The organism is Vibrio sp. 704, from assembly GCF_033339295.1.
Genome location: NZ_JAWOUH010000001.1, coordinates 528,033 through 551,273 on the forward strand (window position 1 = coordinate 528,033; position 23,241 = coordinate 551,273).

The 23,241-nt window shown below is 45.3% G+C and carries 18 protein-coding genes; 8 read left to right on the forward strand and 10 right to left on the reverse strand.

Features of this window, described 5'->3' with window-relative positions; genetic code table 11:
• Nucleotides 1-58 precede the first annotated feature (58 nt).
• The 3 genes from gcvP to R7R24_RS02175 all read right to left on the reverse strand — a co-directional run bounded on the left by gcvP (nucleotide 59) and on the right by R7R24_RS02175 (nucleotide 4,779).
• Nucleotides 59-2,923, reverse strand: a complete 2,865-nt coding sequence (gene gcvP / locus R7R24_RS02165) for an aminomethyl-transferring glycine dehydrogenase (RefSeq protein ID WP_053349136.1) — start codon at nucleotides 2,921-2,923, stop codon at nucleotides 59-61.
• 126 nt (nucleotides 2,924-3,049) lie between these two features.
• Entirely contained in the window at nucleotides 3,050-3,430 is a 381-nt protein-coding gene (gene gcvH, locus R7R24_RS02170; RefSeq protein WP_005376432.1) for a glycine cleavage system protein GcvH, read from the reverse strand.
• Nucleotides 3,431-3,483: 53 nt separating this feature from the next.
• Nucleotides 3,484-4,779, reverse strand: a complete 1,296-nt coding sequence (locus tag R7R24_RS02175) for a serine hydroxymethyltransferase (RefSeq protein ID WP_054577864.1) — start codon at nucleotides 4,777-4,779, stop codon at nucleotides 3,484-3,486.
• A gap of 379 nt (nucleotides 4,780-5,158) precedes the next feature.
• Here R7R24_RS02175 and R7R24_RS02180 point away from each other — a divergent pair, with 379 nt between their 5' ends.
• Together R7R24_RS02180 and gcvT are read left to right on the forward strand one after the other, a co-directional pair.
• Nucleotides 5,159-5,782, forward strand: coding sequence for a helix-turn-helix domain-containing protein (locus R7R24_RS02180; RefSeq protein ID WP_005376429.1), 624 nt, complete (start codon nucleotides 5,159-5,161; stop codon nucleotides 5,780-5,782).
• Nucleotides 5,783-6,042: 260 nt separating this feature from the next.
• Nucleotides 6,043-7,161: a glycine cleavage system aminomethyltransferase GcvT gene (gcvT, locus tag R7R24_RS02185; RefSeq protein WP_054577865.1), complete on the forward strand. Its 1,119-nt coding sequence runs from the start codon at nucleotides 6,043-6,045 to the stop codon at nucleotides 7,159-7,161.
• Between the two features lie 71 nt (nucleotides 7,162-7,232).
• Here gcvT and vdeR read toward each other — a convergent pair whose 3' ends face one another.
• The gene (vdeR, locus tag R7R24_RS02190) at nucleotides 7,233-7,961 is read right to left on the reverse strand and encodes an efflux transporter transcriptional repressor VdeR (RefSeq protein WP_005376423.1); all 729 of its coding nucleotides are present in this window, start codon (nucleotides 7,959-7,961) and stop codon (nucleotides 7,233-7,235) included.
• A gap of 160 nt (nucleotides 7,962-8,121) precedes the next feature.
• Between vdeR and R7R24_RS02195 the strand changes: the two genes are divergently transcribed.
• From R7R24_RS02195 to R7R24_RS02210, 4 genes are all read left to right on the forward strand, one after another.
• Nucleotides 8,122-9,195, forward strand: a complete 1,074-nt coding sequence (locus tag R7R24_RS02195) for an efflux RND transporter periplasmic adaptor subunit (protein ID WP_017820965.1) — start codon at nucleotides 8,122-8,124, stop codon at nucleotides 9,193-9,195.
• Nucleotides 9,195-10,256, forward strand: a complete 1,062-nt coding sequence (locus tag R7R24_RS02200; RefSeq protein WP_025767806.1) for an efflux RND transporter periplasmic adaptor subunit — start codon at nucleotides 9,195-9,197, stop codon at nucleotides 10,254-10,256. Before R7R24_RS02195 ends, R7R24_RS02200 begins: the two co-directional genes overlap by 1 nt.
• Entirely contained in the window at nucleotides 10,256-13,315 is a 3,060-nt protein-coding gene (locus tag R7R24_RS02205; RefSeq protein ID WP_213883434.1) for an efflux RND transporter permease subunit, read from the forward strand. Before R7R24_RS02200 ends, R7R24_RS02205 begins: the two co-directional genes overlap by 1 nt.
• A gap of 175 nt (nucleotides 13,316-13,490) precedes the next feature.
• Nucleotides 13,491-14,201, forward strand: coding sequence for a hypothetical protein (locus tag R7R24_RS02210; RefSeq protein ID WP_054577867.1), 711 nt, complete (start codon nucleotides 13,491-13,493; stop codon nucleotides 14,199-14,201).
• Between the two features lie 82 nt (nucleotides 14,202-14,283).
• Here the strand turns inward: R7R24_RS02210 and fruA are convergent, their stop codons facing one another.
• The 3 genes from fruA to fruB are packed head-to-tail and all read right to left on the reverse strand — an operon-like array spanning nucleotide 14,284 to nucleotide 18,156.
• Nucleotides 14,284-16,023: a PTS fructose transporter subunit IIBC gene (gene fruA, locus R7R24_RS02215; RefSeq protein ID WP_054577868.1), complete on the reverse strand. Its 1,740-nt coding sequence runs from the start codon at nucleotides 16,021-16,023 to the stop codon at nucleotides 14,284-14,286.
• 18 nt (nucleotides 16,024-16,041) lie between these two features.
• On the reverse strand, nucleotides 16,042-17,013 hold the full coding sequence (gene pfkB, locus R7R24_RS02220) for a 1-phosphofructokinase (RefSeq protein ID WP_017634191.1): 972 nt from the start codon (nucleotides 17,011-17,013) through the stop codon (nucleotides 16,042-16,044).
• Between the two features lie 9 nt (nucleotides 17,014-17,022).
• Entirely contained in the window at nucleotides 17,023-18,156 is a 1,134-nt protein-coding gene (fruB, locus tag R7R24_RS02225; RefSeq protein WP_054577869.1) for a fused PTS fructose transporter subunit IIA/HPr protein, read from the reverse strand.
• Nucleotides 18,157-18,529: 373 nt separating this feature from the next.
• Between fruB and cra the strand changes: the two genes are divergently transcribed.
• Nucleotides 18,530-19,510 (forward strand): catabolite repressor/activator, encoded by a 981-nt coding sequence (cra, locus tag R7R24_RS02230; RefSeq protein ID WP_053349129.1) that lies wholly within the window; start codon nucleotides 18,530-18,532, stop codon nucleotides 19,508-19,510.
• A gap of 17 nt (nucleotides 19,511-19,527) precedes the next feature.
• Here the strand turns inward: cra and R7R24_RS02235 are convergent, their stop codons facing one another.
• Entirely contained in the window at nucleotides 19,528-20,481 is a 954-nt protein-coding gene (locus R7R24_RS02235; protein WP_005376401.1) for an endonuclease/exonuclease/phosphatase family protein, read from the reverse strand.
• 226 nt (nucleotides 20,482-20,707) lie between these two features.
• Here R7R24_RS02235 and R7R24_RS02240 point away from each other — a divergent pair, with 226 nt between their 5' ends.
• Entirely contained in the window at nucleotides 20,708-21,241 is a 534-nt protein-coding gene (locus tag R7R24_RS02240; protein ID WP_005376400.1) for an RNA-binding S4 domain-containing protein, read from the forward strand.
• A 106-nt stretch (nucleotides 21,242-21,347) separates the two neighbouring features.
• Here R7R24_RS02240 and R7R24_RS02245 read toward each other — a convergent pair whose 3' ends face one another.
• Nucleotides 21,348-22,166: an EAL domain-containing protein gene (locus tag R7R24_RS02245; RefSeq protein WP_005376399.1), complete on the reverse strand. Its 819-nt coding sequence runs from the start codon at nucleotides 22,164-22,166 to the stop codon at nucleotides 21,348-21,350.
• A gap of 92 nt (nucleotides 22,167-22,258) precedes the next feature.
• Nucleotides 22,259-23,179, reverse strand: coding sequence for an amino acid ABC transporter permease (locus tag R7R24_RS02250; RefSeq protein WP_005376398.1), 921 nt, complete (start codon nucleotides 23,177-23,179; stop codon nucleotides 22,259-22,261).
• Nucleotides 23,180-23,241: the final 62 nt, after the last annotated feature.

The window sequence follows — 23,241 nt, forward strand, 5'->3', positions numbered from 1 at the left end:
AGTCACAGACTTAATTAATCTAGTCACAAACTTTATTGTGATGTGACAACTACAAAAATTAATCTTCGTAGTTATCGATGCTTGGGCATGAACAGATTAGGTTACGGTCGCCGTATACGTTATCTACGCGGTTTACCGTTGGCCAGTACTTCCAAGATTTGGTCGCTTTAGACGGGAAGCAGCCAATCTCGCGAGAGTAAGGGCGGTCCCAATCTTCAGCTGAAAGATCAACTTGTGTGTGTGGCGCGTTAACAAGTGGGTTGTTATCCAGTGGCCATTCACCGTTTTTCACTTTCTCCATTTCTTCGCGGATAGCGATCATCGCATCACAGAAGCGGTCCAGCTCTTCTAGATCTTCCGATTCCGTTGGCTCAACCATTAGCGTGCCCGCTACAGGGAACGACATAGTTGGTGCGTGGAAACCGTAGTCCATTAGACGCTTCGCGATGTCTTCTTCGCTGATACCTGTTTCTTCTTTCAGCGGACGAATGTCGATAATACATTCGTGCGCTACGCGGCCATTTTTGCCACGGTAAAGAACAGGGTAGTGTTGGCGAAGTGTTTCCATCACGTAGTTTGCGTTCAGAATTGCTACTTTTGTAGCATCTGTTAGGCCAGCTTCGCCCATCATTGCGATGTAAGCCCAAGAGATAGGCAGGATAGAAGCGCTACCCATATCTGCTGCTGATACTGCGAAATCTGCGCCTTCTACACCGTCTTCAATATGCCCTGGTAAGAAAGGAGCTAGGTGAGATTTCACACCGATAGGACCCATACCCGGACCGCCACCACCGTGCGGGATGCAGAAGGTTTTGTGTAGGTTTAGGTGAGAAACGTCTGAACCGATGAAGCCTGGTGATGTTAGACCAACCTGCGCGTTCATGTTAGCGCCGTCTAGGTAAACCTGACCACCAGCGGCATGAACCATTTCACACACTTCTTTCACTTTCTCTTCGTAAACGCCGTGCGTAGAAGGGTAAGTGATCATAATGCTTGATAGGTTGTCTTTGTGTTTCTCGATTTTCGCTGCTAGGTCGTCGATGTCGATGTTGCCTTCTTCATCACACTTAACCACAACCACTTTCATTGACACCATAGATGCTGTCGCAGGGTTAGTACCGTGCGCAGAGCTTGGGATCAAACATACGTTGCGGTGACCTTCGCCACGGCTTTCGTGGTAGCGTTGAATCGCGATAAGACCTGCGTACTCACCCGATGCACCAGAGTTTGGTTGTAGTGAGAATGCGTCATAGCCAGTGATTTCACATAGCTTTTCTTTAAGGTCTTTTGCGAGTGCAGCGTAACCAGCTGCTTGTTCTGCTGGTGCGAACGGGTGGATCGAACCAAACTCAGGCCAAGTTACTGGAATCATCTCTGCTGCTGCGTTCAGCTTCATCGTACAGCTGCCCAGTGGGATCATGCCGTGCGTGAGTGAGAAGTCTTTGTTCTCTAGCTGTTTTAGGTAACGCATCATCTGTGTTTCGCTGTGGTGCGTGTTAAACACAGGGTGTGTTAGATATTCTGTTGTGCGGCGCAATGCTTCTGGAATGGCTGCAAACTCGTTGCCTGCGATTTCAGTTGATAGTGCTGCGACTTCTTCTTTCACACCGAATACTGCGAATAGGGCTTCTACATCTGCCACGGTTGTGGTTTCGTCGAAGCTCACACCTAGCTGAGTATCCAACTTACGTAGGTTGATGTCTGCGGTTAGTGCTTTCGCGTATAGGTCTTCAGTTTGTGCACCTGTGTTGATAGTGATGGTGTCGAAGAAGCTGTTGTGAGCAAGCTCGAAGCCGCCTTTAGTTAGGCCAGCGGCTAGGATGGCTGTCATGTGGTGCGTACGACGAGCAATCGTGCGTAGACCTTCTGCGCCGTGGTAAACCGCGTAGAAAGACGCCATGTTCGCTAGCAGTGCTTGAGCAGTACAGATGTTTGAAGTCGCTTTTTCACGACGGATGTGCTGTTCACGCGTTTGCATTGCCATACGCAGTGCTTGGTTACCGTTGGTATCGATAGAAACACCGATAACACGCCCAGGCATTGTACGCTTGTGCTTATCACGAGTTGCCATGAAAGCAGCGTGTGGACCGCCGTAACCCATCGGCACGCCAAAACGTTGTGCTGAACCGATTGCTACGTCTGCGCCCATTTCACCAGCAGGTTTAAGTAGGGTAGAAGCAAGAAGGTCCGTTGCTACAGTCACTAGTGTTTTGTTTGCTTGCGCTTTAGCGATGATGTCCGTTAGGTCACGAACTTCACCTGTTGTACTTGGGTATTGAACTAGTGCGCCGAACACGTCTTGCTCTGGTAGTGATTCTAAAGAACCAACCAAGACTTCAAAGCCGATGAATTTCGCACGAGTTTTTACCACTTCGATGGTTTGTGGGTGAACGTCGTCAGCAACGAAGAATACGTTGCTCTTGCTTTTACCCGCACGCTTACAAAGTGTCATCGCTTCTGCTGCTGCCGTTGCTTCATCGAGCAATGACGCGTTCGCGATTTCCATACCAGTAAGATCCATCACCATTTGTTGGTAGTTTAGAAGTGCTTCTAAACGACCTTGTGAGATCTCTGGTTGGTAAGGGGTGTAAGCAGTGTACCAGCCCGGGTTTTCCATCACGTTGCGTAGAATCACGTTCGGCGTGAAGGTGTTGTAGTAACCCTGACCAATGAATGTACGTTTAACTTGGTTCTGATCGGCGAACTTACGCATTGCTGCCAGCATGTCTGCTTCGCTTTTCGCTTCTGCCAAGCTCATTGGTTGCTCTAGGCGAATTTGTGCTGGTACGGTTTCGTCGATAAGCGAATCTAGGCTAACTGCGTTGATCGCTTCCAACATTTTCTGTTGGTCAGATTTGTTTGGTCCATTGTGGCGAGCAACGAACTCGTTTTGTGTGCTGAGGCTTTGAAGTAATTCAGTCATTGTCCTTTACCTACTCCTTGGTTCGGGTAACGGATTTGCGTTACTGATAAATTAAATTATACGTCCGAACCTAGAAAAAAAGCTGTTCTCTAAACAGGCTAGGGAACAGCTTTCGTCACATCCTAATTACTCTTCTTCGATAGAGTTTAGGTATTCGTCTGCGTCTTTCAGGTTATCTAGTTCAGATACATCAGACATCTTCACTTTTACGATCCAGCCACCTTCGTACGGCTCTTCGTTAATTAGCTCTGGGCTGTCTTCTAGTTCTTCATTGATTTCTACGATTTCACCAGTGATTGGTGCGTAGATGTCTGACGCTGCTTTTACAGATTCAACGAGAGAGAAGCTTTCACCTGCCTCAACTTCGTCTTCTACGTCTGGTAGGTCAACGAATACCACGTCACCTAGCATTTCTTGTGCATGCTCAGAAATACCAATTGTTACTGTGCCGTCACCGTTGTCACGTACCCACTCGTGGCTATCTGCAAACTTCAGTGTTTTGTCCATTGCTTAATCTCCGAATAACTTGTCAGGAATTATTATGATTTTAAAAAAATCGTTTACTGGTATAGAGGAAAGCGACTGCAAAGTTCTTTTACTTCTTTGCGAACGCGTTTTTCAACTTCTGCGTCACCTTCAGGGTTGTTCACTAAACCGTCCAGTACGTCACCAATCCAATTACCGATGAGTTTGAATTCTTCAGCGCCAAAGCCGCGGCTTGTACCCGCAGGCGTTCCTAAACGGATGCCCGATGTAATCATAGGCTTCTCTGTATCGAATGGGATGCCATTTTTGTTACATGTGATCCCAGCACGCTCTAGAGCTTCTTCTGCTTTATTGCCTTTCAACCCTTTCGGACGAAGGTCAACCAGCATTAGGTGCGTGTCTGTGCCACCAGTTACGATGTCGCAACCGCGAGTTTGCAATACTTCCGCTAGGACTTTTGCGTTATTGATCACCGAATCAATATAAGTTTTAAATTCAGGGCCAAGCGCTTCACCAAATGCGACCGCTTTGGCTGCGATAACGTGCATCAGTGGGCCACCTTGTAGGCCAGGGAATACGGCTGAGTTGATTTTCTTAATGATGTCTTCGTGGTTAGTAAGAATCATACCGCCGCGAGGGCCACGCAATGTTTTGTGTGTTGTAGTCGTAACAACGTGTGCGTATGGCAGTGGGCTAGGGTGTGCGCCTGTTGCGATAAGACCAGCGATGTGCGCCATGTCGACCATAAGAATTGCATTTACTTCGTCTGCGATTTCACGGAATTTTGCAAAGTCGATAGTACGTGGAATAGCGCTACCACCTGCGATGATCATTTTAGGTTGGTGCTCAAGTGCTAGCTCACGAACATCTTCGTAGTTGATTTCCAGTGTTTCGCGATCAACACCGTATTGAACTGCATTAAACCATTTACCAGAAAGTGCAGGGCGTGCACCGTGCGTCAGGTGACCACCTGCGTCTAAAGACATACCAAGAATGGTGTCACCAGGTTGAAGCAGTGCTAGTTTTACTGCGCCGTTTGCTTGTGCGCCTGAGTGTGGTTGAACGTTTGCGTATTCACAATTGAAAAGTTTTTTTGCGCGTTCGATAGCAATGGCTTCCACTGTATCTACGTGCTCACAACCACCATAGTAACGACGACCTGGGTAGCCTTCAGCGTATTTGTTTGTTAGGCATGTGCCTTGAGCTTGCATTACCGCTTTAGAAACAATGTTCTCAGAAGCGATAAGTTCGATTTGTTCGTTTTGGCGAGCGGATTCCGCTTGAATTCCAGCAAAGACAGCATCATCTGTCGCAGAGAGGTTGGTAGAGAAAAAGTTTTCCAAGCTGTGGTTAGGGTAACTCTTATTCATGGTAGTTGACCTTCCAAATCTGAAAATGAACCCGCAATAGATGAGTTATGATTTGCGGTTGTGGTTCATTTGTCCTCAAAAACAGCTGAACTGCGTAGCAGAACAGAGTGAACATCCGGCCCTAAATTTGGGCAAAAACTCCGTTGGATTGCGTGTTTCCTTTACCAATCTCTTACGGAAATATGCATCTCTACATCTAACAAGTTGGTAACATAGCGCCTGTGACGGGAACAATCAACCAAAAATTTCCTATAGGAAACAAGATTTCAAAATTTGTTAACAAGAGCACGGTTTAATTCACTTGGTGGACTTCTATCCACTATGTGCTTCATGCACAATGCGAGTAAGACAAAAAATATGGATATCTATAGAGGGATTTATGGCAGAAAGTATTTACGATGAATACCCATCGATGACGTTGGCAAAAGAGCAACATGACCAAAATATCGAGCCGTTAAAACTGGGCCAGCGTATTAAGGATATCCGCTCGAAACTCGGTATCACATTAGAAGAGGCCAGTCAGCGAACCGGGCTTGCTCGATCTACACTGAGCAAAATAGAAAATGAGCAGATCTCCCCGACGTTTCAAGCGATGCAAAAATTGGCACTTGGCTTACAAATTGACATGCCACAACTATTTGAGCCACCTAGAAAAAAGGTAGCGACAGGGCGTAGGGATGTTACCAAGAAGAATGAAGGTAAACCACACCCAACACAAACTTATGAACATGAACTGCTCGCGACACAACTTTCCAATAAGAAAATGATGCCGTTTAAGAGCCAAATTCGAGCTCGTAGTTTTGATGAATATAAAGACTGGGTTCGTCATGATGGCGAAGAATTTCTGCTTATCTTATCTGGTGAGGTCATGTTCTATTCTGAGTTTTACGAACCTGTTGTTTTAAGCGAGGGAGACAGCGTTTATTACGATGCAAATATGGGACATATGTTGACCAGTGTTAGCGAGGAAGATGCGCTCATTTTGTGGGTGACAGCCAAATAGTGATAAATACTTGTAAATTTCCTATAGTGAAAGCAAACGATTGCTGTTGGTGGTCGTTATGATGAAAAGGCGCTTTTTTGATGAGAACTTGCTCATTAAAGCGCTTTTTTTGTACGATTTTTTGTGATTAAAATGTTAAGAGTCACACTTTTGCAAGTCGATCTACGTCTTGTTCGTGCAAAATAGAATGAGCCATGTTTATTATTGGAAACACATCGAATGCCGATAGCATTCTCGGGTCTATCTAAATGGAGACGAAAATGACTCAAGAACTACTGAAAACACCACTACACGCACTTCACGTTGAAGTTGGTGCCAAAATGGTCCCGTTCGCGGGTTACGATATGCCTGTTCAGTATCCTCTAGGCGTAAAGAAGGAACACTTACATACTCGTGATGCGGCAGGTCTGTTTGACGTTTCTCACATGGGACAGCTTCGCCTAATTGGTGACGGTGCAGCTGCGTTCCTAGAAACATTAGTTCCAGTGGATATTGTGGATCTTGAGTCTGGTAAACAGCGTTACGCTTTTTTCACTAATGAAGAGGGCGGCATCATGGACGACTTGATGGTGGCTAACCTAGGCGATCATCTGTTTGTGGTTGTGAACGCAGCATGTAAAGCGCAAGATATCGCACACCTACAAGCGCATTTACCATCTGGTGTTGAGCTAGAAATTATCGAAGACCGAGCTCTACTTGCAATCCAAGGCCCTAAAGCGGCGGCTGTATTGGCGCGTTTTGCACCAGAAGTTTCTGAAATGCTGTTCATGGATATTCGTAAAGTCGATATTTTAGGCGCCGAGTGCATTGTTTCTCGTAGTGGTTATACAGGCGAAGACGGTTACGAAATCTCGGTTCCTGCTGACAAAGCGGAAGAGCTAGCACGTAAACTGACTGCTGAAGATGAAGTTGAATGGATTGGCCTTGGTGCTCGTGATTCGCTTCGTCTTGAGTGTGGCCTTTGTCTATACGGTCATGACCTAGACACAACAACAACACCTGTTGAAGCGAGCTTGCTATGGGGTATCCAAAAAGTTCGTCGTATTGGTGGTGAACGTGAAGGTGGTTTCCCTGGCGCAGACATTATTCTTAAGCAGATTGAGACTAAAGATGTGGCGCGTAAGCGTGTGGGTCTAGTAGGTCAAACCAAAGCGCCAGTGCGTGAAGGTGTTGAACTGTTTGATGCTGACGGCGTTAAAATTGGCGTTGTAACCAGCGGTACGGCGGGTCCGAATGCAGGTAAGCCAGTCTCAATGGGTTATGTTCGTGCGGATTTGGCGACGATTGGTACTGAAGTGTTCGCTGAAGTGCGTGGTAAAATGCTACCAATGACAGTTGAAAAAATGCCGTTCGTACCACAACGCTACTACCGTGGTTAAAACGAATTGAAACAAAAATGCCGAGCTTTGTAGCTCGGCATTTTTTATGTCTTCTTTTCGCTTGTTTACTTTTAGTTTACTGCTTCATCAATAGTACAGCACATATCAATAACGATATCTTCAAGCTTTTCCGGATGAATCATCTCTTCTTTTGGGATCCCAAATTGAGAGGCCATAATGGTATTAAACAATTCCCAATGCTTGATCAGCAGTTTTTCGCGATTATCTGCAATATCCGGCCATGTTTCTTGCATCATTGGCGCGAGACTGACAGCACCATGTGCGAAGATCAACATTTGCCACTTTGATTCCCACTGATCAAATTGTGCATTAGGGTTTTCGCTGTTGTACTGCTCGAAAATTCCGGTAAATATCGCAGCGAACTCATCTTTTGACTTTAAGAAATACTGCAGCAGAGCACCGTCATCGCCTTGTCGAATGGCATCGGCGATCATCTGTACTGGATGAGGATTGACGAGAGCAAATGCTAGCATGCGAACCATAAACAGATAAATTTTTCTATTCGAAGGTGTGTTCTCCGGCATTTCATTGATGAGTTCAGCCATATAGCACTGCATGAACTCGTCCATTGCATCGCTAACCGCTTGCCAGATTTTCTCTTTGCTGCCGAAGTGGTGACGGATCAAACTATGTGAAACACCAGCCTTTTCACTGATATTGCGCAGCGAGACACGCTCGTAACCAAGTTCACAAAACATGTCTGCTGCCACTTTAAGGATCAGACACTTAGTTTGTTCTGCTGCTTCAGCACTTCTACGCCCCTGCTTTCTTTCATTCATAGTTCGAATTTTCCCGAATATTAATCACGCGCTTACTTTTACCAGAAACCGAACGCTTTGACTAATTAATTTGCTATCCACCTGGAAAATATGTTGATCAATTTCAAATTCTGCTTATACTGCACGGCTGTGTAATATATAAAACCTACGGAGAAAGCGGGTGCGAAAACAATATTTAAAGCGCACTTTAGTTGGCGCAGTGGTGACATTAAGTCTTTCTGGGATGCTAACTGGGTGTAATAAAGCCATTTCTGAGCCGTCTGAACCTTTAATCAAACCTGTAAAATTACTGGCGGTGAAAGACCTAGAACTTGAAGACTCGCACGCCTTTTTAGCGCGTATTGATGCAACACATCGCGCGCAGCTTTCTTTTCAGGTTGGTGGAGAGGTTGATGAATTACGTGTACGCATGGGTCAAAAAGTCCAAAAAGGTGAAGTGCTCGCAACGTTAGACCCTAAAGATCTTCAGCTTGCGTTAGATGCCGCTCAAGCGCAGTACGCGTTAGCGAAAACACAATGGGACCGCGCGAAAAACCTTTACGGAAAAAAACTCATTAGTACTGATGAGTACGATCAGAAAGAAACTCAATATAAAGCGGCATTGGCGAACTACGAACAAGCTAAAACCGATTTGAGCTATACCAAAATTCACGCACCGTTTGATGGCATTGTGTCATATACCTATGTCAACCCGTTTCAAGTAGTAGCAGAGAAGCAGGAGATCTTGAATCTCATTGATAACACGACGTTGGATGTATCTTTCACCTTGCCAGTAAGTTATGCGGAATCTGTATCACTTGAGTCACTGCAAAACTCCGATATGTGGGTGACGATGGATAGCGAGCCAGGAAAACGTATCCCTGGGCAATTTAAAGAAATTTCGACGCAGCCAAACATCGATACCAATAGTTATGAGGCGATCGTGACCATCACTCGACCAGAAGATCGCAATTTGCTGACAGGTATGACTGGGCAGGTACACATTGCTAAACAACATGTATCGGACGCGATGACGTTACCTCAGTCTGCTTGGGTCAACAAAAATGGGACGCAAGGTGAAGTTTGGGTAATGGACAGAAGCACGCAGCAGGTCAATAAAGTCACTGTGTCACTTGACGCAGCAGGTGGTGTGAAAGCCGGGCTTGATAACAATGATTACGTTGTTATTGCTGGTGTTGAGAGACTGGTTGAAGGACAAGTGGTGAAAGCTTGGGTTCGTGAGGGAGGCATTTAATGAAACGTTCTCTACTTACGATCTCTGCGATTGCACTTGCAGTTTTAACAGGGTGCAAAAATGAAAACCAAGCTATCGTCAAGCAGCCACTTTTTGTGTCGACTATCTCGGTGGATGCACCAGTACAAAGTCAACATCGCGCGTTCAAAGGCATAGTAGTGCCTGCAGAGCAAACGCCAATGGCATTTCGCCGCGCTGGGGAAGTTCAGCACGTATTGGTTAAAGCGGGTGACGTTGTGAAGCAGGGGCAAATGATCGCAAAGCTAGATGATAGCAAAGAGAAGCAAGCCGTGAATGACGCAGAAGCACAATACACACTCGCAATTCGTCAGCTTAAACGCGGTGAAGACTTGCATGCACGTCAAATGATTTCAAAAGCGGAACTTGATGAGCTAACCGCCAATAAAGAGCTAGCTGAGGCTACTTTCTATAACGCGACCAATCAATTGAATTACACCCGTTTATTCGCCCCGTTCGCCGGTAAAGTATCCGATGTTTTCAAAGAACGTTTTGAGCGTGTGGCAATTGGTGAACCCGTGTTAAACCTATACCAAAACGATTTGGTTTACGTGCGTATTGAGCTTTCCGACAATGTTTTAGCGATGGTAGACCCAAACTCAGACAGCATGAGCTACAAGCCTAGAGCAACCTTCTCCGGCATCGATGGCAGATTTGCTTTGGACTATTTAGAGCACACAAGTGAACCCAACGCTGAAACTCAAACCTACGAAATGTACTTGACGATGCCACAGCCAAAAACAGAGATATTGCCGGGAACCAGCGTAAGCGTTTTGGTCGATATGGTGAAGGCGGGCATTACCTCTATCGATGGTTACAGTGTTCCTGTCACGGCGCTTCAAGCAGGCAGTGAAGGGAATGAGTTCTTTGTGTGGAAAAAAGAAGGTGACATTGTCACACGAGTGCCTGTCATGATTTCTCAAGTGAATGGCAATGGAGCCATTGTGTCGTCAGGTGTTAGCCAGGGCGATATTCTGATTAATTCAAATCTGCGTAAATTACGCGAAGGTAAACATGTGGATGTTGTGGAGAATAACCAATAATGAACATTGCTGAGTATTCAATAAAAAACAAAGTCATCAGCTGGTTGTTCATTATTATCCTTGCTGTTGGTGGTTTAACGTCATTTTTGGAGCTTGGACGATTAGAAGACCCGGCATTTACGATCAAAGATGCCATGATCATCTCAACATACCCTGGCGCGACGTCAAAAGAAGTTGAAGAAGAGCTGACGTATCCTCTAGAAAAAGAGATTCGAAAACTCCCTTATATCGACAAAATTACCTCTACGTCTTCTAATGGTATGTCTCAAATAACGGTGAGCATGGAAATGGACTATGGTCCTGATGAACTGCCGCAAATTTGGGATGAAATGCGCCGTAAAATTAATGATTTACGACCATCATTGCCTCAAGGTGTTCAGTCTTTACAGATCATTGATGATTTCGGTGACGTTTATGGCGTGATGTTAATGCTCACTGGTGACGATTACGACTATGTAGAGCTGAAACGTTATGCGGATTACCTGACCCGTGAAATCGAGCTTGTTGATGGTGTTGGTAAGGTAGACATCACGGGCGATCAGCAAGAAATGCTATTCGTTGAGATCTCACTTGATCGCCTTGCTGCACTGAACTTAGACATGAATGTGGTTTCGAGCTTGTTGAACCAGCAAAACAATGTGGTTTCAGCAGGTGAAGTGATGGTCAATGGCGAAAGCCTTGTTATTCGCCCAAGCGGCACCTTAAACACTGTAGAAGCACTAGAAAATCTGATCATTCATGGCCGTGACACAGGAAATCTAATTCGTCTAAAAGACGTAGCAACGATTTCTCGCGGTATTCAAGAGAAGCCAAGCAACGTCGTACTCTTTAACGGTCAAAAAGCGATTAATATCGGTATCTCGTTTGCATCGGGTGTGAACGTGGTTGAGGTTGGTGAACGTTTGGATGCGGAGCTCGCGAGCCTTGAGTCTATCAAGCCTGCTGGCATCGATATGAACTACTTTTACAACCAAGCCAATGAGGTGGATGAATCTGTTAAAGCGTTTGTAATTAGTCTAGCGGAGGCAGTGGCGATCGTAATCATTGTGTTGCTGTTTACTATGGGTTTACGCAGTGGTGTCATCATTGGAGTTGTGTTGTTATTGACGGTATTTGGTACCTTCATTTTGATGAATTACAACAACATCGAACTGCATCGTATTTCTCTTGGCGCGTTAATTATTGCCTTAGGTATGCTGGTTGATAACGCGATTGTTGTCGTGGAAGGCATATTGGTTGGCCTAAAGAAAGGGCGTACCAAAGTTCAAGCGGCTGTCGATATTGTAAAGCAAACACAATGGCCTTTGCTGGGCGCGACTGTTATTGCAATTACGGCTTTTGCACCTATCGGCTTGTCGCAAGATGCGACAGGTGAGTTCATGGGCTCTCTATTCTGGGTGCTGTGTTTCTCACTATTTTTAAGCTGGATTACCGCTATTACACTGACGCCTTTCCTTGCCGATCTTTTGTTGAAAGAGGAAAACAAAGAGCAAGGTACTAGCGAAGATGATCCTTATAAAGGCTGGTTGTTTGTCGTATTTGGGGCATCGCTGAAATTTGCATTGCGATTCCGCTGGCTTACCGTTGCTGGCATGGTGGCGCTATTAGTGGGTGCTGTCGTGGCATTTGGTAATGTAAAACAGCAGTTCTTCCCACCATCGAATACGCCGATGTTCTACGTGGATATGTGGATGCCAGAGGGTACTGACATCCGTGAAACGATCAAAAAAGCTGAAGAGGTCGAAAGCTACATTCGTCAGCAAGATGATATTGACTTTGTTTCTGCTTCGATTGGGCAGGGCCTACAGCGTTTTGCTTTAACCTATCAACCAGAAAAAAGTTACGAAGCGTACGCTCAGTTCCAAGTTCGCGCGACTGATCGTGAGAAAATGTTTGGTTTACTGCATAAGTTAGATGAGAATCTGGCGAAAACATTTGATGCGCCTACGTTCCAGTTTAAATTGATGGAATTTGGTCCATCACCAGCGTCTAAGATCGAAGCGCGTATTACTGGCCCTGATCCACAAGTTTTACGTGACTTGGCGGTGCAAGTTGAAGACATCCTTCATACCGATCCTGGTGCCCGAAACATTCGTCACGATTGGCGAGAGCGCACCAAGGAACTTGTACCCGCTTTCAATGAGTCTAAAGCTCGTCGCTTAGGTATTTCGAAAGAAGATCTTTCAAGCACACTGCAAATGGCGTTTGGTGGTAGCACCTTAGGTTACTTGCGTGATGGTACACATACGTTGCCAATTATGACACGTCTTCCTGAAGAAGAACGCGTAGATTTTGAATCACTACAAAACGTGACCATTTGGAGTCCTTCGTTGCAAACGTATATTCCGGTTGATCAAGTGATTGATGGCGTTCAACTGGATTGGAGTGAGCCGCTAATTCAGCGTCGTGACCGTAAGCGTACGTTAACCGTTCTCGCGGACCATGATGTGTTGAGTGACGACACGGCAGCAAGCTTATTTGCTCGTGTACAGCCTAAAGTGATGGCATTGCATGTTCCAGAAGGATACGAAATCACATGGGGTGGTGAGTACGAATCATCCAAAGATGCACAAGAAGGCCTATTCGGTTCATTGCCGATGGGTTACTTGTTGATGTTCATCATTACTATTTTATTGTTTAACTCAATCAAAAAGCCGTTGGTCATTTGGTTCACCGTTCCGTTAGCGATCATTGGCGTTGCTTTTGGTTTGCTTACCACGAACATGCCGTTCAGTTTTACAGCATTCCTTGGTTTGTTAAGCCTAAGTGGCATGATTTTGAAAAACGGTATTGTGTTGCTTGACCAAATTAACCTTGAGTTGGAGTCAGGTAAAGATCCTTACCTCGCGATTGTTGATAGTGCGATAAGCCGCGTTCGTCCGGTAAGTATGGCTGCGCTAACAACTATCTTGGGGATGATTCCACTGGTCTTCGACGCCTTCTTTGGCTCGATGGCAATAACGATTATGGCAGGTCTTGGTTTTGCTACTGTACTGACACTGATAGTGGTGCCAGTGATGTTTGCAATTCTGTTTAGGGTAAAACCGACCACTGCATAGGGACTCCTGGCTATTTGCCAGCTTCCTGCCTAGCCCTGAAGGTTTTCTTCGGGGCTTTTTTGATCTTACTAATATATACCAAACCATTCATTTGCTTGATTTTAATGATTTTCTTACGATTACAATGCAAATCATGCGTATACTGATGTAACGACACATCAAAGATTGAGATTACATGAATAAGCGCATATTAAACGGACTCTTCTTCGTTGGTTCTTTCACCTTGGTTGGCTGCACCGCGACGGATAGCATGCCGACAGAAACCAAACAACCTGCCCCTAAAATTAACAGTGTTAGTGCCGAAGTCATTTCCAGTTGGATTGATAGTAAGGTTTTAGCCCCTGAAGGGCTGTCGCTCGAGCAAGACAATCTACGTTATCTATCGGGTAGCGCCGACCTAAACAGCGACGGCAAGGCAGAACACATAGTGTTGCTTCAAGATCGCTATTTCTGTGGTAGTGGTGGCTGCTCTGCATATATGTTTGATAATGAGGGAAACGTTATTAATCGAATGTCGGTAACTCGCACGCCTATTGTACTAGCCGACAGTTACAGTAATGGTTGGCAGGACTTTATCGTTTGGAGTAATGGCTCATATCGACTCATGAGTTACAACGGTGAGTCTTATCCAAGTAACCCGTCACTAGAGCAAAAGGTGGATCGAGACGCTAACCAGCAGGCGGCAATCGCAAATGTAATGGCGACAGAGCTTTATCAGCAAGACGGCTATGACATTCTGCCCGCAGAGTCAAAAACCTTGTGGACGCCAGCTAACGTTTACCACTTTACCTTCAAGCACTACGGTGACCCGCATAGCGCTTATCAAGCAACGGTGGATATGAGCAGTGGGGAAGTAGACATTGTAGCCGTTCCGGCTGCGGAATAAAAAACACCTCCCTTAACCGGAATTAAAGGGAGGTGCTAAATGCCAAATTCGAGGGTGGCATTGTTAACCGGAGTCGCTCTAATTAAGCTGCGACTTCTTGCTTCGCTTCTGCTTTGCTTTTTAAGAATGCGTAAGTAAAGCCAGTTACCGCTGTACCCGCTGCAATAGCCACTAAATACATTAATACTGGTGAAATTGCGTTAGGAATTAGCAGCACGAATAGACCGCCGTGTGGTGCCATTAATTTCGCACCGAATAGCATCGATAGGGCACCAGTAAGCGCGCCACCTGCCATACAAGATGGAATCACGCGCATTGGATCTTTCGCAGCAAATGGAATTGCGCCTTCAGAGATGAAACACAGGCCCAAGACAAATGATGCTTTACCAGCCTCACGTTCATTTTGTTCAAATTTGTTCTTCGCAATGAAGGTCGCTAAACCCATACCTAGCGCAGGAACCATACCTGCGGCCATGATTGCCGCCATTGGTGCGTAAGTTTGTGAAGCCAAAAGGCCAACACCAAATGCGTAAGCGGCTTTGTTTACCGGGCCTCCTAGGTCGAAACACATCATTGCGCCAAGGATAATACCCAGTAGTACTGCACTGTCAGATCCCATGTTGTTTAGGAAGTCAGTCAGGCCGTTCATGATGCCTGAAACTGGGCCGCCTACGATGTAGATCATGACAAGACCAGTGAACAATGTTGCTACAAATGGAATGATCAGAATCGGTTTAAGCGCCTCCATCGATTGTGGCAGTTTCACCTTATCTGCGAGGAGTTTCGCTGCGTAACCGGCAATGAAGCCAGCTGCGATACCACCTAGGAAACCAGCACCCGTTGAACTTGCTAGCATACCACCAACAAGACCAGGAGCCAGACCAGGACGGTCAGCGATTGAAAACGCAATATAGCCAGCAAGTACAGGAATCATCAATGCGAATGCAGAGCCACCACCAATGTTCATCAAGGCTGCTGCTAGTGTGCCTTCTTCTTTAAATGCTTCAATACCAAACACGAACGATAGGGCGATGATCAAACCACCAGCGACAACCACAGGCAGCATGTGCGATACCCCTGTCATCAAGTGTTTGTAAGCGCCTTTCTTCTCGTCTGCTGCCGAAGCAGAATTTGCAGAACCTGAATGTTGGTAAATCGTGGCTTGCTCGAATGCTTTGTCCATCTCTTCGGCTGTTTTTTTCAGAGCTGGGCCTGTTTTCGTGCGGTACATCTTTTTTCCGTTAAAGCGATCAAGTGGCACTTCAATATCCGCAGCAATGATCACCAGATCGGCGTCTGCAATTTCTTGCTCAGTCAGTTGGTTTTTAGCGCCAACTGAACCACGAGTTTCCACCTTGATTTGATGACCACGACGCTTGCCTTCTTCTTCTAAAGCTTCTGCCGCCATAAAGGTATGCGCAACGCCAGTAGGGCAAGCGGTGATTGCAACAATTTTCTTCGCTGCTGATGTTGTATCTGCAGTGATAGGGGCTGCAAGTGTGGTTGCTTTTTCAAGTAAGGTGGCGTTTTCAACCGCTTGCTGGAGAAACGCAGTTGCGTCTTTTGCTACTTCGCTAATTTCCGCTTGGTAAATCTTTTTTCCTACAAAACGGGAAGTGTCGACGCTAGTATTTGCCGCAATGACAATGACTTCGGCTTGTTCAACGTCAGCTTCCGTCAATAGTGTTGGTTCCACCACACTTGATTGACATTCTATTTTGGCATTCCAGTTTAATTTTGCGGCGGCTTGTTCTAGTAATCCTGCCGCAAGGATGCTATTTGCTACACCGCTCGGACAGGCAGTAATAATGGCAATATTCATACGATAACCTTCTGTTCCTTAGTTTTGTTCTAAGTTTGTAATAGGGTAAAGCGCGCTAACTTCAGTTTGTCGCTTGATATTTTCCAGTTCTTCCTGACTGGTTAGCCCTACGCCAACTTGACTAACTGCCAAAGCAGAAAGTGCCGTAGCGAAGCGCAATAAATCGTTTTTAGGCATCAGTTGCATGTGGCCCCAACACAAGCCAGCGACCAGCGTATCGCCTGCGCCAACGGTGCTCACGACATGCATTCGAGGCGGTTTTGCACTAAGCCATTCGCCTTGGTTGAGCCACATAACACCGTCAGGTCCCATAGAAACCACGATGTTTTCTATGCCTTTGTCGCTCAGTGTTTGCGCTGCAGCTTGGCATTGTTCAGGTGTTGCTAGATGTTCGCCAACAAAATCACCAAGTTCTTCATCGTTGGGCTTAATCAACCATGGGTGAGCCTCAATACCTGACTTCAATGCGGCTTTGCTACTGTCGAACAACACCTTTTTGCCTTGTTGATGCAGTGCTTCTATCCATGCAGCGCATTGTTCGGCGGTTACGCCTCCAGGTAAGCTACCTGCAAGTACAAAGTAATCATGCGTCTCCGCTAGACGAAATAGTGTCTCCTCAAAGCGAGTAATTTCGTCGGCCGCTACTTGAACGCCAGGGAAGTTGATATCACTGACGTTGCCATTGGCCTCAACCAGCTTAACGTTGATACGAGTGGCACCCTTTACTTCCACAAATTCATTCTTAACGTTGATGTCATTGAAAAGCTGATGAAATAGCTCAGGGTTATCTTTACCGAGAAAGCCGGTAACCGTGACGTCTGCGCCTAAATCGCTCAATACTTTTGCTACGTTGACACCTTTACCAGCAGCGTGGAGATTGCTTTGCTGTACTAAGCTCACGGAACCAACGTTTAGTTCATTTACTGAACCTGTTAAATCCAATGCTGGGTTGAGCGTAATAGTGACAACCTTATTTGTTTTGTTTGTCATATCGGATCCTTAACCTTCACCAAGGCCAGAAGCGATTGCATTTCCGATAGACTCCAAGGCTTGCGGCGCATCAGGGCCTTCTGCTGTAAATTGAAGTTGGTGACCGTGCTTAACGCCCAGCGCGATGACTTTCATTAGGCTCTTCGCGTTTACTGCTTTTCCATCTCCGTCTAGGTTGGAAACACGTATAGTGGATTCAAACTTTTTCGCTTCTGCGACTAACATTGCCCCCGGACGAGCATGTAGGCCGTGAGAGTTTTTGATTTTAAATACAGCGGTATTGCCTTCTTCTGAAGATGCAGCTGTGACTTCTTCACCTTTGAACAAAGCAAGAATCTGTTCTATTGATGCATCTAAAAGCTTGCCGTGTTCATTGTTAAACACAATATTAGAAAGCGTTTTTAGGATAGGTTGGTGAGCATTGTTACATGCCGCGAACGCGACAAGTGCACGCACTTTTTGACCTTCATATTCGCAGTCGTTTGCCGTCGAGACAAATGACACACCTGTGCGAGTGACATGTTTGTCACTGCCAATTAACCACAGGCCATTACCTAAGTGAGTTGGTTGTTTGGTAACGAGATCTGCAACGAATTCGTTATCAGCACATCCCGTATTTTTCAACAGACCACCAGCAACAGCACTCATCTGTAGCATGTCGCTCGCAGGGAACATCAGTTGAATTAAAGAAGCGTCAAAGTCTGCTTCAAGCTGAACATCACCGTGCAGTAGGGCGATGATTTCGTCTTCATTTTTTGCATTACGCAGACGTTCTTCTACGCCATCTGCGCCTAGCACTTTGGTGAGCTGTTTAAGAATGCCAAGGTGCTCATCAGATTTAGCTGCGATACCGATAGCGACGAACACAGTATTGCCATCACCCCAGTCGACACCTTGTGGGAAGTGGTGCACAGCAACACCCGTTGTTTTCACCATTGCACGAGTGTCGGTTGTACCGTGCGGTATGGCAATACCGTTCCCCAAAAACGTAGAGTTTTGGTTTTCACGGTTTAGCATGCCTTCAACGTAACCGCGTTCAACTAGGCCTTTATCAGTCAGGCTATGAGCAATACTCTTTATTGCTTCAAACTTATCTGTCGCTGATTGCGAGAGGGTAATGTCGTTCTTATTTAGCTTAAGCATGGTGCTTCTCCAGCCTTAAGGTATCAATTTAAAAATGTATTCTGTGTGAGAAGTTGAACGCCGCTTCTTCTGAGCGCTTATCACTCCTCAAACCTTTTATCTTTCAAGCTAAATCGATTCAGCTTGTTGGTAAATTTTTTAAAAGACTCAGAAAAACTGTTTTAAAAACTGACGTTAACAAACGAGCCTTTGCCGCTGTCCTATAGCCTAGCCTACAAATTGGTTTGTTGTGTATTCAGGTGATTTACGTCAATTTTTAAGTTTTGCTGAATCCTTTCAGCTTTTATACTGAATCGGTTCAGCTTATAATTCAACTTATCGAAAGATCGTTGATGTATTAATATGATCGCGCGCACAGAATAAGGTTTAGAATATGACACTGGATGAAATAGCCAAATTAGCGGGTGTTTCTAAGACAACTGCTAGCTATGTGATTAACGGAAAAGCGCAGAAATACCGCATCAGCGAGAAGACTCAGAAAAAGGTGATGGCCGTTGTAGATGAGTACAATTATAAGCCAGATCATGCGGCGTCTTCCTTGCGGGCAGGTAATTCACGCTCATTTGGGCTTATCATCCCAGACTTAGAGAACACCAGTTATGCGCGTCTTGCAAAGTTGATAGAGCAGAACTCTCGGAAAGCGGGGTACCAAATTTTGATTGGCTGCTCTGATGATGATCCTGATACAGAGCAAAAGGTGGCGGAAGCATTAGTCAGTCGTCGTATTGATGCGTTGTTTGTGGCAAGTGGTATGCCCACTGCAAACGAGTATTATCTTAAGTTGCAAAATTCTGGTACGCCAGTTATCGCGCTAGACCGTCCAATGGATGATGAGCACTTTTGTTGTGTCATCAGCGAAGATTTTGATGCCGCACTTGAACTCACTCAGTCAGTACTGTCAGAGGATATAAAGTCCATTGGCTTAATCGGTGCATTGCAAGATCTTCAAATCTCAAAAGAGCGTGAGCTTGGTTTTCTATCTGCTTCTCAACAAGGTGGTAAAACGGCAACAGTGGGTTATGGACAACACTTCTCCCGGGAAGAAGGCAAGAAAGTCTTAGAGAGATGGTTAACAGAGAACGCATTGCCAGATGCCATTGTTACAACGTCATACACACTGTTAGAAGGTGTGTTGGATGTAATGCTAGAAAAACCAGAACTGATGGGAAAGGTGCGTTTAGCGACATTTGGTGATAATCGACTGCTGGACTTCTTGCCTGTGAAAATCAACTCTTTGCCTCAACAGTTTGAGTTGATCGCGGACAGCGCAATGGAGTTAGCACTCAATGCTTCCGCTAAGCGTTACAAGCCTGGCGTAGAACTTATCCCGCGTAAAATTGTGAAACGTCACTAAGTAACTAAATAGGTTGCTCAAAGCTTTACTTCAGCCGTCAGCGCCACAAATGCGTGGTCGCTGGCGTTTTTATCTCTGTCATAAATCGGGTTGATCAGATGTTGGTTAGACACCTGATAGTCAACAACCTCGGCAACCGATATATCTGATAAGGTGTCAAACTCTTGTGAGAGCAAGATATAGTCGAGTACATTCCCAGTGGAAAAATGATAGTGCGTGGCTGGGCGTTCATCCTTCAGGGGGGCACTTTGCAATAACCAACCATCTTTGAGTTGTAATTCAGTGACGCTGTCACCAGTATTGGATACCAATGCGCTGTTAACGCTGATAGGAGTGATAGGTTGATTCATATCGCCCATTAACACTGTCGGCATTGGTTCTTTTCGATACCTCTTTTGCATCGCGTCTCTTAACATCGCTGCTTCCCAGCCTCTTTGCTGGGTGGATAACCAGCGCCCAATAATCGTGCTAGACGTTTCTGGTTGTTCTGAGTCGGCCGGGCGTTGAGATTTCAGGTGCGTTACGTAAACGGCGATATGACCAAGTACAGGATGTATTACTTGGGCATAGATAGGTTTGCGACTGAACTCTGGAGCAACACTTACTCCAAAAGGCTCAAGCGTTGCTAAGTCAAACTCTACCGCTTGTACTTTTTCTATTGGAAACCGAGAGGCGATTGCCACAACAGGGCTTGAGTAAATGTACTCATCCTCAACATGTGGGGTGTCAACGGTCGCAAAGTAGGGGTAGCCGATGGTTGAAAAGAATGCCTGGGTCTTCTCGATACTGAACACTTCTTGTAAGCCAATCACGTCGCCTTCCAGTTTTTCAACTTGACGTTGCGTCCACGAAAGTTTGTCTCGCCATTGCTCTAACGAGTATATGTTCTCGAAATCATAGTAGGCGTTAGGCGGTGCGACAAAATTAAACAAGTTCGCAGTGACAAAGGTAATTCTACTTGGTTGAGACAAAGTATTCACTCTTTTCAACAATAACTTAGAGAGTATATACCTTCAGGTTGCGTAATTGCAGCTTCGTTTGAGCTACGCATCGGTATACAAGCTAACGAGCGACAAGTTAAATGGGTTAAGAGGTGCTCAAATGCCAAGGCGAATCGGTGATTGAACATCGGCAGAGGTTTCTATTTTTAAGCATTGCGTTTAAACTTCAGGGCATCAAATAGTAAGAGTAAGTAACATGACCCAAGATTACGACCACGAAGAGTATTTAGAAGGCGAAGAGATTGAGATCGAAGCGATTGGCATCGATGTTGATGCGCATCCAATCGAACTATACAAGCTTTTTAAAATCGCAAACTTGGTCAGCGGTGGCGGCGAAGCAAAACATATCATCGAGGAAGGCTATGTCGCGGTGAATGGTGAACTAGAAACACGTAAGCGCCGCAAGATGTATGATGGTGACTTTTTTGAGTTTAACCAGGAATATTATGTTGTGGTTTGCGATGCGCCAGTAACCGAACCTGAAACGGCAGAGCAAAAAGCAGAAAAGAAAGCGAAAAAAGAAGCACAGTCTTCTCGTAAAGATAAGTCTCGTCAAAGTAAGTCACCCAAAGCCTCTGGTCCTAAATCAACAGGCCGTAAAGCGGCACATAAAGAGCGTAAAGCGCAGAAAGAAGCGTTGTCTCAGTCTGCTAAGAAAGGCAAAAAAGAAGACAAACCGCAAGCCACTCGTGATCCGAAGAGCGGACGTAATTCTATTGATTTTTTCTAGGGAAATGAACGCTTAACTAAATAAGTGACATCTGAGTAAAACTAAAAAGCGCCGAGCATATTATATCGGCGCTTTTTTGGTTTCACTGTGCTGTAAGTGGGTAGTGTTAATGCACTGTCGTCTCGATGTTTAGGCTATCTGTCCAGTGATGAATGGCACAAGGCTTTCCTAAGTAAAAGCCTTGGTAATAATCCAAATTAAGTTGATACATAGCTTGTAGTTGCACGTCTTCTTCAACCCCTTCTATAATGACTTTTGCTCCCATATGATCCGCTAGATCAACGGCGCTATGTATGGAAAAGGTTTCTCCGGCGCAGTAGTCTAGCAAATAGGAACGATCGATTTTGATGATGTCAGGGCAGAGCTGCTGAACACGTGCGATATCAGAATGTTGGGCGCCAAAATCATCGATAGCAAAGATAAAACCATTCGCTTTCATTAACTGTACGGCTTTGATTAATAAATCCGTATTTCCGCATGACTCTTCGACTACTTCAAAAACTACGTCTGATGGGCTCATACCAAGTTCGGAAAGGCGTTTGTAAAGCAGGCCGTTATCTTTAAAGCCCATGTCTTTGGTTAGCGTGAGTAGCGTTTGAGGCATGACGTTAAGAAACAGTTTGATCGGTGTCCCTGCGAAATAGCGTGCAAAATTTCGAATGTGCATTGCTCTGGATAAAAACTCTACACATAAGCGAAAGTAGGGATCAAGAGCATTATTGGCCAGAAACACGTCAGGACGAATTAGGGAACCATCAATGCCACGAATACGCAGTAAGGCTTCCATACCAATAATACGTTGGCGTCTATCAAAAATTGGCTGATAAACACTGTGAAAAGTGAATTGATTGAGAACTACGTAATATTCACCAAGATTATCTTGTTTTATGTATCGCTCGTAGTCGGATTGATTCTTTAACTCCATGAAAAACGCCGAAAATTTAGCATCTTGCCAATGTAACAGGGTGCAATTCTGATTTGAAGAATCAAATGTGCCTAATTACATATGCGGTTGAGTTAATTTGAAATGGCTTCCGATTTTGCTTCAATATGGCGGAAAATAAGTGACAGACCAAAACAGATTAAGAAGTAAGCAAGGCCGACAATCAACCAGATTTCAAATATATACCCTGATGAATTTGCCATCTCTGTCCCAACAAACGTCATTTCTTGTATCGAAATCAGTGAAACAATAGAGGTGTCTTTCACCAAAGAGATTGTTTGACCGGCAAGTGCAGGTGTTATTGATTTAAGCACCTGTGGCGCGATAACAAATCGGTATTTCACCCATCGAGACAAGCCCAATGAGTCAGCCGCTTCCCACTGACCTTGGTCGATACTTTGTAAACCACCGCGCACAACTTCTGCAATGTAGGCAGAAGAGAGTAAGCCGACGCATAATACGCCAGAGGCAAGGTTTTCCCAAAGGTTTGAAGGCCCAAACAGAAAGCGCTGTAGTGCATTTGGTTCGCCGTTGTAGTTTCGTAGAAGATCTTCCAAACCGAGTAACGGGATCAATTGGTTAGAAATGAAAAAGTAGAAAATAAAAACAAACACCAACGGAGGGATGTTTCTCACTAACTGGATAAACGCATTGGCAGGTGTGCGCAACCAAACGGAACGAGAGAAGCGTGCTAAGCCTAACAAAGTGCCAAACACTAATGCGAAGCTGATGCCCCAAATACTGAGCCTTAACGTCGAAATCAAACCTTGGAAGAAGTAGGGCAAACCACCACCTGCTCTAGGCGTGAAAAGTAATTCAAGCGCCTCTTTCCACTGCCACAAATAATGCACACCAACAGCGGACCGATGGTACAGCCAAACACCACCGATACCGCACATAACAAGTAGTACCCAGTCTAGTGTGTTTAATTGCGGTAAAAGGTAGCCTGTGCTGGATTTCGCGGGTGCTGTGCGAGTGGTAGTGTGTTCGCCCAAAAATTTGACTCCGATAAGTTATGGAAAAGTAAAATGGATGATTGGAGAGTATAGGCTCGCGG

Coding starts and splice junctions, on each gene's coding strand:
- R7R24_RS02180 (WP_005376429.1), top strand. CDS start 5,159: ATGGCAGAAAGTATTTACGATGAATACCCATCGATGACGTTGGCAAAA.
- fruA (WP_054577868.1), bottom strand. CDS start 16,023: ATGAATATTGCCATTATTACTGCCTGTCCGAGCGGTGTAGCAAATAGC.
- gcvP (WP_053349136.1), bottom strand. CDS start 2,923: ATGACTGAATTACTTCAAAGCCTCAGCACACAAAACGAGTTCGTTGCT.
- R7R24_RS02245 (WP_005376399.1), bottom strand. CDS start 22,166: ATGGAGTTAAAGAATCAATCCGACTACGAGCGATACATAAAACAAGAT.
- vdeR (WP_005376423.1), bottom strand. CDS start 7,961: ATGAATGAAAGAAAGCAGGGGCGTAGAAGTGCTGAAGCAGCAGAACAA.
- cra (WP_053349129.1), top strand. CDS start 18,530: ATGACACTGGATGAAATAGCCAAATTAGCGGGTGTTTCTAAGACAACT.
- R7R24_RS02205 (WP_213883434.1), top strand. CDS start 10,256: ATGAACATTGCTGAGTATTCAATAAAAAACAAAGTCATCAGCTGGTTG.
- gcvT (WP_054577865.1), top strand. CDS start 6,043: ATGACTCAAGAACTACTGAAAACACCACTACACGCACTTCACGTTGAA.
- R7R24_RS02240 (WP_005376400.1), top strand. CDS start 20,708: ATGACCCAAGATTACGACCACGAAGAGTATTTAGAAGGCGAAGAGATT.
- fruB (WP_054577869.1), bottom strand. CDS start 18,156: ATGCTTAAGCTAAATAAGAACGACATTACCCTCTCGCAATCAGCGACA.
- R7R24_RS02200 (WP_025767806.1), top strand. CDS start 9,195: ATGAAACGTTCTCTACTTACGATCTCTGCGATTGCACTTGCAGTTTTA.
- R7R24_RS02210 (WP_054577867.1), top strand. CDS start 13,491: ATGAATAAGCGCATATTAAACGGACTCTTCTTCGTTGGTTCTTTCACC.
- gcvH (WP_005376432.1), bottom strand. CDS start 3,430: ATGGACAAAACACTGAAGTTTGCAGATAGCCACGAGTGGGTACGTGAC.
- pfkB (WP_017634191.1), bottom strand. CDS start 17,013: ATGACAAACAAAACAAATAAGGTTGTCACTATTACGCTCAACCCAGCA.
- R7R24_RS02175 (WP_054577864.1), bottom strand. CDS start 4,779: ATGAATAAGAGTTACCCTAACCACAGCTTGGAAAACTTTTTCTCTACC.